14 protein-coding genes and 1 tRNA gene are annotated in these 12,035 nt (G+C 56.8%); 8 read left to right on the top strand and 7 right to left on the bottom strand.

Annotated elements, in window-relative coordinates; translation table 11 throughout:
* Positions 1 to 30: 30 nt before the first annotated feature.
* Positions 31 to 360, bottom strand: coding sequence for a metalloregulator ArsR/SmtB family transcription factor (locus KHQ24_RS16510; RefSeq protein ID WP_004205342.1), 330 nt, complete (start codon positions 358 to 360; stop codon positions 31 to 33).
* Positions 361 to 580: 220 nt separating this feature from the next.
* Here KHQ24_RS16510 and KHQ24_RS16505 point away from each other — a divergent pair, with 220 nt between their 5' ends.
* Both KHQ24_RS16505 and KHQ24_RS16500 read left to right on the top strand, forming a co-directional pair.
* The gene (locus KHQ24_RS16505; protein ID WP_004205341.1) at positions 581 to 874 is read left to right on the top strand and encodes a YciI family protein; all 294 of its coding nucleotides are present in this window, start codon (positions 581 to 583) and stop codon (positions 872 to 874) included.
* Between the two features lie 18 nt (positions 875 to 892).
* A complete protein-coding gene (locus KHQ24_RS16500) occupies positions 893 to 1,465 on the top strand; it encodes a DUF1349 domain-containing protein (RefSeq protein ID WP_004205340.1) in 573 nt (190 codons plus the stop codon).
* 3 nt (positions 1,466 to 1,468) lie between these two features.
* Here the strand turns inward: KHQ24_RS16500 and KHQ24_RS16495 are convergent, their stop codons facing one another.
* A complete protein-coding gene (locus KHQ24_RS16495) occupies positions 1,469 to 1,732 on the bottom strand; it encodes a hypothetical protein (RefSeq protein WP_211777361.1) in 264 nt (87 codons plus the stop codon).
* 160 nt (positions 1,733 to 1,892) lie between these two features.
* Positions 1,893 to 2,792, bottom strand: a complete 900-nt coding sequence (locus KHQ24_RS16490; protein WP_004205338.1) for a LysR family transcriptional regulator — start codon at positions 2,790 to 2,792, stop codon at positions 1,893 to 1,895.
* A gap of 138 nt (positions 2,793 to 2,930) precedes the next feature.
* Here KHQ24_RS16490 and KHQ24_RS16485 point away from each other — a divergent pair, with 138 nt between their 5' ends.
* From KHQ24_RS16485 to KHQ24_RS16470, 4 genes are read left to right on the top strand one after another with little or no spacing between them, the layout of a single operon-like run.
* A complete protein-coding gene (locus tag KHQ24_RS16485; RefSeq protein WP_211777360.1) occupies positions 2,931 to 3,239 on the top strand; it encodes a superoxide dismutase in 309 nt (102 codons plus the stop codon).
* Positions 3,240 to 3,241: 2 nt separating this feature from the next.
* Positions 3,242 to 3,805, top strand: coding sequence for an NAD(P)H-dependent oxidoreductase (locus KHQ24_RS16480; protein ID WP_048295566.1), 564 nt, complete (start codon positions 3,242 to 3,244; stop codon positions 3,803 to 3,805).
* Between the two features lie 20 nt (positions 3,806 to 3,825).
* Positions 3,826 to 4,845: an aldo/keto reductase gene (locus tag KHQ24_RS16475; protein WP_017899804.1), complete on the top strand. Its 1,020-nt coding sequence runs from the start codon at positions 3,826 to 3,828 to the stop codon at positions 4,843 to 4,845.
* Positions 4,846 to 4,877: 32 nt separating this feature from the next.
* Positions 4,878 to 5,681 carry a carboxymuconolactone decarboxylase family protein gene (locus KHQ24_RS16470; RefSeq protein ID WP_057212995.1) on the top strand — a complete coding sequence of 268 codons (804 nt, stop codon included), beginning with the start codon at positions 4,878 to 4,880 and terminating at the stop codon, positions 5,679 to 5,681.
* 247 nt (positions 5,682 to 5,928) lie between these two features.
* Here the strand turns inward: KHQ24_RS16470 and KHQ24_RS16465 are convergent, their stop codons facing one another.
* On the bottom strand, positions 5,929 to 6,846 hold the full coding sequence (locus KHQ24_RS16465; RefSeq protein ID WP_004205331.1) for a LysR family transcriptional regulator: 918 nt from the start codon (positions 6,844 to 6,846) through the stop codon (positions 5,929 to 5,931).
* Positions 6,847 to 6,975: 129 nt separating this feature from the next.
* Between KHQ24_RS16465 and KHQ24_RS16460 the strand changes: the two genes are divergently transcribed.
* The gene (locus tag KHQ24_RS16460; protein ID WP_211777364.1) at positions 6,976 to 8,364 is read left to right on the top strand and encodes an MFS transporter; all 1,389 of its coding nucleotides are present in this window, start codon (positions 6,976 to 6,978) and stop codon (positions 8,362 to 8,364) included.
* A 167-nt stretch (positions 8,365 to 8,531) separates the two neighbouring features.
* On the opposite strand, the gene KHQ24_RS16455 is transcribed toward KHQ24_RS16460, so the two are convergent.
* Positions 8,532 to 8,605: transfer RNA gene (locus tag KHQ24_RS16455), tRNA-Gly, on the bottom strand.
* Positions 8,606 to 8,685: 80 nt separating this feature from the next.
* Entirely contained in the window at positions 8,686 to 9,399 is a 714-nt protein-coding gene (actS, locus tag KHQ24_RS16450) for an amidase activator ActS (RefSeq protein ID WP_048325667.1), read from the bottom strand.
* 314 nt (positions 9,400 to 9,713) lie between these two features.
* Here actS and idi point away from each other — a divergent pair, with 314 nt between their 5' ends.
* Complete coding sequence (gene idi / locus KHQ24_RS16445) at positions 9,714 to 10,268, top strand: isopentenyl-diphosphate Delta-isomerase (protein WP_004205328.1); 555 nt, start codon at positions 9,714 to 9,716, stop codon at positions 10,266 to 10,268.
* Positions 10,269 to 10,515: 247 nt separating this feature from the next.
* Here idi and lysS read toward each other — a convergent pair whose 3' ends face one another.
* Positions 10,516 to 12,033 (bottom strand): lysine--tRNA ligase, encoded by a 1,518-nt coding sequence (gene lysS, locus KHQ24_RS16440; protein WP_002916299.1) that lies wholly within the window; start codon positions 12,031 to 12,033, stop codon positions 10,516 to 10,518.
* Between the last annotated feature and the right edge of the window lie 2 nt (positions 12,034 to 12,035).

Below are 12,035 nucleotides of genomic sequence, written 5' to 3'. Positions count from 1 at the left end.
CGAAAAATCATATATGACAAGATAAATTTTTTACCGACAACCTGGCCCGTCGGTCAGTCTGCTGATCATCAGCCGCACATCGTCCTGCTGACTTAGCCAGGCCTGCTCAATCACCTGCGCCGCCCAGGCCGGCATCTGCGGAGAGAGGCGATAATGGACCCACTTACCCTGTTTTCGATCCCGCAGCAGCCCACTCTCCCGCAGCATTGCCAGATGGCGGGAGATCTTGGGCTGGGACTGGGCGAGCGCCGTACAGAGATCGCACACGCACAGCTCTCCCCGCGCCTTGAGCAACAGCACGATCCCCAGCCGGGTTTCATCGGCGAGGTTTTTGAACAGTTGCAGGGGTAATAAAGACATGGTTTCTCCTCAAGCGTGACGGACAGCATACGGGACCACGATTAAAGATCAATATACATTCGAAAATACATATATGTTTTTTTTCACAGCTGCGATAAATCTCCCTGCAGTTGCAGCACGCGCCTCCTGCTCAATAGCACGCAAAAATGCCGCGCTTTCTTTTATCCATCATTGAAATGTGTCAGGCTGAAGATCCCATCGGATTGACAGGGTTTTCAGGATGAGTACGATTTATGTAGTTGTTTTAACGTATATAAAACCGCTCGAAGAGATTGACAACGCGATCCCCGCCCACGTCGAATGGCTCAAAAAATGCTATGCTGACGGCCTCTTTCTCGCCTCCGGCCGCCGTATTCCTCGTACCGGCGGGGTGATTCTGGCGAAATGCGACAGCCGGGAAATTCTGGAATCGCGTCTGGGCCAGGATCCCTTCCAGCAGCTGGGCCTCGCCCATACGGAGATTATTCCCTTTGAGGCCAGCATGGCGTCGCCCGCGCTGCAGTCGCTGTTATAAGCCTGTTCCGGAGGAAAAATGCAGCCATCCTTTCACTGGATTAATGAACCTGCCGAGTGGCACCGCGATGCCGACGGCCTGACGGTGGTCACCGATAAGCATACCGACTTCTGGCGCCATACCTGGTATGGCTTCGAACGCTTCTCCGGCCATCTTTATGCCGCTGAGGTGGAGGGCGATTTTACCCTGCAGGCAAAAATCTGTGCGGATTTCACCACGCTTTACGACCAGGCCGGGCTGATGATGATGGCGGACGAGCAGACCTGGCTGAAGGCGGGGATTGAGTTTAATGACGATGCCCCGGCCATCGGCAGCGTGCTGACGTTAACCCACTCTGACTGGGCCACCGGGCTTTTCCCCGGCGACCCGCGCACTTTCTGGCTACGGCTGACCCGCAAAGGCGATGCGTTAAGGCTGCAGTATTCGACCGACGGCGAGCGCTGGCCGCTGCTGCGTCTCGGCTACTTTCCGCCAGGCCCGGTAAAAGCCGGCGTCATGTGCTGCTCACCGGAGCGCGGCGGACTGGCGGTTGCATTTCGGGATATTCAGCTTTCCCCGCCGCTGGACAAAGCGCTGCACGATCTGAGTTGAACGCTAGCGGGAAGACCCGATATTCTCTGCATCCTGAGGGCCAGGATTGCAGGGTTCGCGGGTGCCGGGCAGGTAAAAATGGCCGTGCTTATCGGGATCGGTGCCGCCCGGGCACCCTGCCCTGCCCGAGGAGTTATCGCTACTGCCGCCGTCCGAACCGTTGCCGCCGTCGGCGCCCGATATTACCGACTGGCCGTGATGGCCATGCGCTGCAGTGGCTGAAAACGCCACCAGCGCGAATACACAGACCATTAAGCGTCTGCCCATTGCTGCCTCTCCCTTATTGAAATTCCCCGCCCATCGCGTTGACGATGGGATAAGCCGTTGCACCGCGATAAAAAACCGCTTTATCCGCAGGGAGTATAGGGTTAAGACAGAGGGAAAGACAGGGCCGGTGTCTTCAGACATTTCGCACGCAAAATAGCCTTTATGCCGCAGTATGCGCTATCAGAAAATCAATCAGGGCTTTCACCCTTTTCGTTTTACCCGCGTTTTTCGGGTAATAGAGATAAACCGGCGGATAGGTTTTCCAGTAGTCCTCCATCACCGGTAGAAACTGTTCACGATCGGGCTGTAGCCGCCAGATAGGTTCAAACAAGCGGCCAATCCCCAGTCCATGGCGGATACCGTCTGCCATGACGTCAATATCATTGCTGATTAACTGCCCCGGCATCTCCACGGTGAGTTGCTCGCCGTGGTCATTGAGGATCAGCGGCAGGATACGGTGGTTGGTAATAAAGCGATAGCCAATCAGCCGGTGATGGCTGAGATCGGCGGGCGACTCAGGCACGCCATATTCGGCCAGATAGGCTGAGGAGGCATATAACCCTTCGCGAAACGGTTTCATTAACGGGCGGGCGACCACCCCGCCTTCGAGAATATCGCCAAAGCGGATCCCAAGGTCGAATCGTTCTTCAATGATATTGACGGTACCGTCATAGACCGATATTTCCAGCTGGATCCCCGGGTATTGCTGACAGAAAGCCGCCATCGCCGGTTTAAGAATAAGCAGGTAGGCAAAGCGCGAGAGCGTAATTCTCACCGCCCCGGAGGGTTCCCGATTCTGATCGCGGAGGCTCTCCAGCGATGTTTCCAGAACCTCGACCGCCGCAGCGGTTTGCTCCAGCAACTGTTGGCCAGTTTCCGTCAGCTCGATTCGCCGGGTGGTACGCACAAAAAGCGGATGACCGATATGCTCCTCCAGCAACTTGAGGGCATTGCTAACGGACGGCGGCGTGATTTCTAATTTCCTCGCCGCGGCCGAGATATTGCCTTCGCGCGCAATGCTCTGAAAGATGCGTATTTGATTATAAAGGGCGTTATTCATAGCATCTCCTTGCGACAGTCTCGCCTGATTATTAAGTACAGGCTAAATATTCTTAAGTCAATGACCGCCTAATCTTCACTCCCTGTGGCTCGTATACTTTTGTCTCTTCCCGCTGATAACGACTTTCCGGAGACAACGATGCGAATTTTATGTCTGGATATCCCCGCGCCCGGCGCAACGCTGGAACACTATGCGCCGCACCTTACCGCGGAAGCCCTCCATGCCTGGGGGCTGTATAAATCTGGCTTTATCCGCGACATCTATTTCCGTCAGGACCGACCCGGCGTCGCTATTTTCCTAGAGTGCGACACCGTGGAAGAGGCGAATAACATCATGGCCGAATTTCCGCTGGCGAAGGCGGGTTTATTAACCTTCGAGTGTATTCCACTCGGCTCGTTTATTAACTGGGAAACCCTCTTCTCTGCCGAATTTAAACCTCAGGAGTAACGATGAGAAAGCCTCATATCCTTATCGTTTCCGGGCATCCGGATCTTAACCATTCCATCGCCAACGCCACCATCCTCGATGAGCTGGCGACCGCCCTGCCTGATGCGGAAATCCGTCGTCTGGACTGGCTCTATCCGGACGGCAAATTCAACATCGCCGCAGAGCAGGAAAGCCTGCTGCAGGCGGATGTGATTGTCTGGCAGTTTCCCTTTAGCTGGTATGGGCTGCCCGGGTTAATGAAACAGTGGCTGGACGAGGTCTTTGTCCACGGCTTCGCCCATGGCTCAACGGCGAAACTGGGTGGTAAAAAGCTGATCCTCTCCTTCACCACGGGAGCGCCACAGACGCTCTATACCGCTGACGGTTTCTTTGGCCATGCCATTGAGGAGTATCTCCTTCCCTTCGAGACCACGGCCAGGCTGTGCAATCTTGAGCTGCTGGCGCCGGTTTATACCTGCGGCATTAGCTACGCCGACCGGGATGCCGACAAAATCGCTCAGCAAAAAACGCGTGCCCGGGAACACGCGGCCAGACTGATCGCACGGCTTAAAACTCTGGTGGAATAACCCAAAGGGAGAAAATAAAGATGCAGTATACCCGGCTCGGGAAGAGTGACTTACTGGTCTCCCGCATCTGCATGGGATGTATGGGGTTTGGCGATCCGTCAACGGGCCAGCATCGCTGGACGCTGGACGAAACAGCCAGCAGGGAGATCATCCGCTACGCGCTGGAACAGGGCATCAATTTTTACGATACCGCCATCGCCTATCAGAACGGCTCCAGCGAACGGTACGTTGGCCGGGCGCTGCGGGAGATGGCAAAACGCGAGGATGTGGTGCTGGCCACCAAGTTTCTGCCACGAACCGCTGCCCAGATTGCCGGGGGGATCAGCGGAAAACAGGCGATCACCCGCTCGCTTGACCAGAGTCTGCGAAACCTCGGGATGGACTACATCGACCTCTACATTTACCACATTTGGGATTACAACACCCCGGTTATCGACGTGCTGGAGGCGCTGCATGCCGCTGTCGCCGCCGGCAAGGTGCGCGCGATTGGCATTTCCAATTGTTATGCCTGGCAGCTGGCGAAGGCGAACGCCCTTGCCGAACGCGAAGGGCTGACGTCCTTTGTTTCTGTGCAGAGCCACTACAACCTGATTATGCGTGAAGACGAACGAGAGCTGTTCGGGCTGTGCGCGGAAGATAATATCGCTATGACTCCCTATAGCGCGCTGGCCAGCGGCCGTCTCGCCCGCTTAGAAGGCCACACGCGGCGAGCGGTGGAAGATGATTATGCCCGGGGCAAATACGACCGCACGGCAGAGCAGGATCGGAGCATTATTGCCCGCGTCGCCGAACTTGCCGAACGGCATCAGGTCTCCATGACCGAAATTTCGCTGGCCTGGCTGCTGACTAAAGTCACCGCCCCGGTGGTCGGTGCCACGCAAAAGCATCATGTTGACGGCGCGGTCAACGCTGTAGCCCTTCAACTGAGCCCGGAAGAAATCCGCTATCTGGAAGAAGCCTATCAGCCGCACTTCCTCACCGGCGTGATGGCGCAAAACACGCCGCAAACAAAAGACCATCCTCAGGTGTGGACGCGCTAACGATCCGCCCTGTGGATCGGAAAGGAGCAAATATGAAAAACGTGATTGCCGCGGCAGCCTTGTCGCTTGTGCTGTCTGATTTTGCTTATGCCAACGAACAAAGAGATGAAGCTATGATGAAAATTACCCCTTCTACCCTTACGGACGCTGATATTCAAGCGGTGTCGCCGGCGCTGGCGCGCTTCGGCCGCGAGGCCATCAGCAACGACCTCTGGCAACGTGACGCCCTGTCCGCCCGCGACCGTAGCATCGTGACCATGGCGATGCTGATTGCCCGCAACCAGCCAGGAGAGCTGAAGCACTATATTGCCGTCGCGCTCGATAGCGGCGTGACGCCAGCGGAAGTGTCAGAGATCATTACTCACCTCGCCTTCTACGCTGGCTGGCCCAATGCGATGTCAGCCGTCAGCGTCGCTAAAGCCATCTTTGAAGCCAGGGGCGTGACGGCAGAGGCCCTGCCCGCCGCCTCGCCGACGCTGCTGCCCCTCAATGAACAGGTAGAAAAGCAGCGTGCAGATACCGTGGAGAAAAATGTCGGCCCCATTTCGCCTGGCCTGGTTAAATTTACCGCCGACCCGCTGTTTCTCGACCTCTGGCAACGGCCCGCGCTAACGCCCCGCGACAGAAGCCTGGTGACGGTCAGCGCGTTAATCGCCGCCGGACAGAGCGCGCAGATTGGCTACCACCTGAACAGAGCGATGGATAATGGGCTTTCGGCTGAAGAGGCCGGAGAAGTGGTTGCCCAGGCGGCGTTCTACGCGGGATGGCCAAATGCGTTTACCGCTGCTCCTGTGGTCGGTGAGGTATTGCGATCGCGCGAGAGCAAAACTGAATAAAAAAGAATAAAGGGCAGGGAAGCTGTCCTTTATTCGTCGTTAATTGTTAATTTAAAGGTACCACGAGGGTTTTCGATTAGGTCTCACGGAATGAACATAAACGGTCTATCGAAGTATGGAGACTTCGATCGTGAGTCTGTTCAGATCGCTCATTGAGAAAATTTCCGTTCCGTATGCCGTCATGAGTCTCATCCTTTGAAAGCAGCGATCGCTGTGGCGAGACTGTAGCGCGGACATGTCTATTTGGTCAGGCCATGACTGACCTCCCCCCACCGCATATCGCAAGAATTTGCTTTCTCAGCCAGCGGTGACCGGGGTCGCGTTCCATCCTTGGGTGCCACATCTGCGATACCGTAATACGACGGCTTTTGAACGGCAGCTCGAAAACGTGTACCTGGTCCGTTACCTGCTGATTGAGTAAATAGAGTGCGGGTATCATGGCGATAAGATCCGATTCCAGCGCCACGGACAGTGCTGTCGGAAATCCCGGTACGACGCTCGCAATTTTACGTTTTGTCCCCAGTTCGGCCAGCGCATCGTCAACGGATCCGTGCAACGCGCCCTCGGGTGACGCTACCACATGGCCCCAGGCGACATAATCACCCACGCCTATTTCTGCCTGCTTAGCCAGCGGGTGCCCTTTACGCACGACGCCAACAAACCGATCCTCAAACAGTCGTTGCAGCCGTATTTCTGGCCCCATATTACTCTGAACGCCAATCTCCAGATCAACCAGCCCTTCCCGAAGATAGCGCGACGTTTTTTCCGGCTTAGGCGCGAAGCGTATACAGACGTCAGGCGCGGCGTCGGCAACCGCTGCGATGAGCGCAGGCCCAAACGCCACCACAAAACCATCGTTTGCCCTGATGGTAAAAAGACGCGCCAGACTTCGCGCGCAGAACGTTTCCGTTGAGGGCTGCAATACTGCCCTGGCCTCGTGCACTGCACGCCTGGCGCGATCCCGGGTCGCTTCGGCCCACGGGGTCAGTACCATGTTACGCCCGGCGCGCACCAGAATCGGGTCTCCTGTGACATCGCGTAATCTGCTTAATGTTCGGCTCATGGCCGAGGTGCTGAGGTTCAGACGACGTGCCGCACCTGCGACACTCGCTTCACTCAGCAATATGTCGAGAGCTACCAGCAAATTAAAATCGGGATCAGACATTACCCTTTCTCCCAGCACATTAAGATAAGGCGTTTGATGCAACAATAAAGTGAAAATAGTGCGCCTTCCGCCTGGTAAAAGCCATCTTTATAGTTTTGTCATCCATACACTCTTCTCAGAGGACAAATGATGACGCTCTTTTCCAGCCAACCCGGCGACGAAGGACTGCCTGGCCCGGCGCGCGCACGGGTGATGGCCGCAATCATGACCACCACCTTAATGGGCGTGTTTGATGGCACCATGATCAACATTGCCCTGCCCTCAATGGCTCAGGAGATGCAGGTACCTGCCGGTATTGCCGTCTGGTTCGCCAACGGGTATCTGCTGGCGGCTGCGATGACGCTGGCGATATTCGCGGCGCTTGCGGCCCGTCTGGGTTATCGCCCTGTATTTCTGGCGGGCCTGACGACCTTTACCCTTACATCACTGGGTTGCGCGCTGGCGAATAAGCCCGAAGTGCTTATCGGTATGCGCGTGCTTCAGGGGATCGGCGGCGCGGCAACGCTGAGTATTGCCCCCGCAATACTCAGGTCCGTATTTCCCGGACGATTACTTGGCCGCATTCTGGGGTTCCATGCCCTACTCATTGCCTCCAGCTCCGCTATCGGCCCGGTATTGGGTGGTACGATCCTTCACACCCTGAGCTGGCAATGGCTGTTTGCGATAAACGTTCTTCCCGGCACCCTCGCCTTACTGCTGGCGGTCAGAGCGCTGCCGCGGGATGCGATCCGTATGCAGGCGCCCTTCGACACCCTGGGCGCCATATTGTCGGCGCTGCTGTTGGGTTCGACGATCATGGCGGCGAACAGCCTACAGAACGCCACTTATCAATTCGGCAGCCTTTGCTGGATGGCTCTCGCTGCGCTGAGCGGCATGGCTTTTATCTGGCAAATCCGCCGCACGGGTCATCCCTTACTGCCGCCGACCATGTTTAAAAATGAACGTTTTACCCTCGCGGCCTTCACGTCGATGATTGCTTTTGTCAGCCAGGGGATCACCTTTATTGCGCTACCCTTCCTGTTTCAGAGCGAATACGGCTACAGTCCGGTAGTGTCTGCCCTGCTGTTTACGCCGTGGCCATTAGGGATCGTGCTGATTGCGCCGCATGCAGGCCGTTGGGCGGACACGATATCAGCCCCGGCGATATCCACCCTGGGGCTGGTAATATTTGTCGTCGGTTTGATCCTGCTGGCGACGTTACCCGCCAGCCCTTCAATGTGGGATATCTGTCTGCGAAGTCTGGTGTGCGGAATAGGGTTTGGCTGCTTTCAGAGTCCCAATAACCGGGAAATGCTCTCAAACGTTATTCGTGAGCACGCGAGTTATGCGTCCGGTGTTTTATCCATTATGCGCACTTTCGGGCAGTGCCTGGGAGCCGCCGCCGTAGCCGTTCTGCTGGCAGCAGATGAAAGGTCAATTCATGTTGCGCTGTGGAGCGCCGCCGCGGCCTCTGCGGTATCGGTCGTCGTCAGCGCGAGCCGGTTGCGTAAAATCACTCATCCTGCGGAAACAGGATAAGTGCGAAAATATCACTAAACGCTACGACTCCAGCGCCAGCAGCGCAAAACGCCGATCCGGCAACCAAAGTGGAGTCCTCCGTCGGAGTTCAATAGACTAACAGAAAGCTATAACCGCTGATTTTTCAAGGTAAAAATGAGTTGGGTAGACTTCAGGAGACTTGAAATTGGAGCGGGCGAAGGGAATCGAACCCTCGTATAGAGCTTGGGAAGCTCTCGTTCTACCATTGAACTACGCCCGCGAAGAGGTGCGAGAAGCATTATAGCCCTTACGCACCCTGTGACAAGCCTGCCGGATGCTGACTGGCGATAAAATAACCTTTTAGCACTTAGGTTTACTTCCCTGCGGCGGCAGGTAACGCAGCGGATCGATGGCCGTCGCCCGGTAGCGGATCTGGAAATGCAGCCGCACTGAGTCGGCATCCGTACTGCCCATCGTGGCAATTTGCTGGCCGGCCTTCACGCTCTGGCCATTATTCACCATTAGCTTATCGTTGTGGGCATAGGCGGTGATGTAATCCTCGCTGTGCTTAATCATGATCAGATTGCCATAGCCGCGCAGCTGATTGCCGACGTAGACCACCTTGCCCGCCCCGGCGGCATACACCGGCTGACCGCGGGTTCCGGCGATATCAATGCCTTTATTGCCGCCATCGGCGGTGGAATAAGGCAGGACCACTTTGCCGCTGGTCGGCCAGCGCCAGCAGCGCTGTCCCACCGGCGGCCAGGAGGACTGAGGTACTGCGGACGAAGGCGTGGCCGCCGCGGTGCGCGTAGAGGAAGATTTTTTCTTCGTTGTCTTCGTTGAACTGCTGCCGTTAAGCTTCAGCTTCTGCCCCACCTCAATGGTGTAAGGCGGGGAGATGTTATTCAGGCGGGCCAGATCGCGAACGCTGGTGCCGGTGGTGCGGGAGATGCCATACAGGGTATCGCCGCGTTTAACGGTGTAGGTCGTACCGGAATCGGAGGTGCTGGAGCAGCCAGCCAGCGCCAGGCTTACCACCAGCATCAGTGTCATATAAACGCGTTTCATCATCAGGCATCCTGCACTTAACACAACCACTTACCTCGCAATCAGGGCGAATATCATACCAGTCCGCGGCGCAGGGCGTCATCCCTGATGGCAAAACCAATATCCCCTGGCCATCGGATATGGCCAGCGACGAACAGCGATTGCTGTTGGTGCCGCACGTCATGAGGGTCTTCCCCAACATGCGGGTGGCCGCTCACAGAGCCGCCTCCAGGGCTTGTTTTGGTAATGCCTTTCTGCCATTTATGGGCTAACCTAGTGGCCTGAGTACATGACCCGGCGGGTTTGTGCCGGGTCTTTATTTATTTTCAGGAGTCGTCATGGCCGGGGAACACGTCATTTTACTGGATGAGCAGGATCAGCCTGCCGGTATGCTGGAGAAGTATGCCGCCCATACGCTTGATACCCCTTTACATCTCGCGTTTTCCTGCTGGCTGTTTAACCAGCAGGGTCAGTTGCTGGTCACTCGTCGTTCGTTGGGCAAAAAAGCCTGGCCCGGGGTATGGACCAACTCGGTCTGCGGACACCCCCAGCAGGGCGAGACCTTCGAGCAGGCCGTCACGCGCCGCTGCCGCTTCGAACTCGGCGTGGAGATCGCCGATATCGCGCCGGTTCACCCGGCCTTCCGCTACCGGGCGGTCGCCCCAAACGGTATCGTTGAGAACGAAGTATGTCCGGTGTATGCCGCGCGCGTGGTGAGCGAAGTACAGCCTAATGACGATGAAGTCATGGATTATCAGTGGGTTGACCTGGCAACGATGTTAAGCGCGCTGGCCGCCACGCCCTGGGCGTTTAGCCCGTGGATGGTGCTGGAAGCGGAAAATCGGGACGCCCGCCAGGCGCTGACCGACTTTGTTGCGCGTCTGCGCGGGTAAGCTGACTCGTCTCGCTGCCGCCACCACCCGGCGTAAAAAGCGGCGCCATAACTGTCATCGTTGCCTGGCGGCGCTACGCTTGCACAGGCCTACGGTTCTGCGCTGTTGCGTAGCCCGGATAAGGCGTTTACGCCGCCATCCGGGAGCCCCCGGCCTGCGCTGAGTCGGGTTACGCCAGCCTTCAGACCTCACGTCAGACATAAAAAAACCCGGCAAGCCGGGTTTTTTTGCAATGCACAAGACGCGATTATTTCTGCGGACGCATTGCCGGGAAGAGGATCACGTCGCGGATGGTGTGGCTGTTAGTGAACAACATCACCATGCGGTCGATACCAATACCCAGACCGGCGGTCGGCGGCAGGCCGTGCTCCAGCGCGGTCACGTAGTCTTCATCGTAGAACATTGCTTCGTCGTCGCCTGCGGCTTTCGCATCAACCTGATCCTGGAAGCGCTGCGCCTGGTCTTCGGCGTCGTTCAGCTCGCTAAAGCCGTTACCGATCTCACGGCCGCCAATGAAGAATTCAAAGCGGTCGGTGATTTCCGGGTTCACGTCGTTACGGCGCGCCAGCGGAGAAACTTCCGCCGGGTATTCGGTGATGAAGGTCGGCTGAATCAGGTGCGCTTCCGCCACTTCTTCGAAGATCTCGGTCACGATACGGCCCAGACCCCAGCTCTTCTCCACTTTGATGCCGATAGACTCAGCGATCGCTTTCGCGGAATCGAAGTTATCCAGATCCGCCATCTCGGTTTCCGGACGGTATTTCTTGATCGCTTCGCGCATGGTCAGTTTTTCAAACGGCTTGCCGAAGTCGAACACCTGGTCGCCGTAAGGCACTTCGGTGTTGCCCAGGATGTCCTGCGCCAGGGTGCGGAACAGGGATTCGGTCAGCTCAATCAGATCTTTGTAATCCGCATAAGCCATGTAGAGTTCCATCATGGTGAACTCTGGGTTATGACGAACGGAGATCCCTTCGTTACGGAAGTTACGGTTGATCTCGAAGACGCGTTCGAAGCCGCCCACCACCAGACGCTTGAGGTACAGTTCCGGCGCGATACGCAGGTACATGTCCAGATCCAGCGCGTTATGATGGGTGATGAACGGACGCGCGGAAGCGCCGCCCGGGATCACCTGCATCATCGGGGTTTCCACTTCCATAAAGCCGCGGCCAACCATGAACTGACGGATGCCCGCCAGGATCTGCGAACGCACTTTGAAGGTCTTGCGCGATTCATCGTTGGAGATCAGGTCGAGGTAACGCTGACGATAGCGCGCTTCCTGATCCTGCAGGCCATGGAACTTGTCCGGTAACGGGCGCAGGGCTTTGGTCAGCAGACGCAGCTCGGTGCAGTGGATAGACAACTCACCGGTTTTGGTCTTGAACAGCTTACCGCGGGCGGCAATGATGTCGCCGAGGTCCCATTTTTTGAACTGGTCGTTGTAAACGCCTTCCGCCAGATCGTCACGCGCCACGTACAGCTGGATGCGGCCGCCAACGTCCTGCAGGGTGACGAAGGACGCTTTACCCATGATACGACGGGTCATCATGCGGCCAGCCACGGCCACTTCAACGTTCAGCGCTTCCAGCTCTTCGTTTTCTTTGCCATCGAAGTCAGCGTGCAGTTGGTCAGAGGTATGGTCACGACGGAAATCGTTCGGGAAAGCGACGCCCTGCTCACGCAGCGCAGCCAGCTTCTCGCGACGGGTTTTCAGTTCATTATTAAGGTCAATTGCCGCGTCAGCGCCCTGTGCTTGTTGTTCAGACATGT

Source organism: Klebsiella sp. 54 (genome assembly GCF_018223875.1).
Lineage (GTDB): Bacteria > Pseudomonadota > Gammaproteobacteria > Enterobacterales > Enterobacteriaceae > Klebsiella > Klebsiella quasipneumoniae.
The sequence above is the reverse complement of the archived record's forward strand: the minus strand, read 5'-3'. Positions and strand labels throughout refer to the sequence as shown.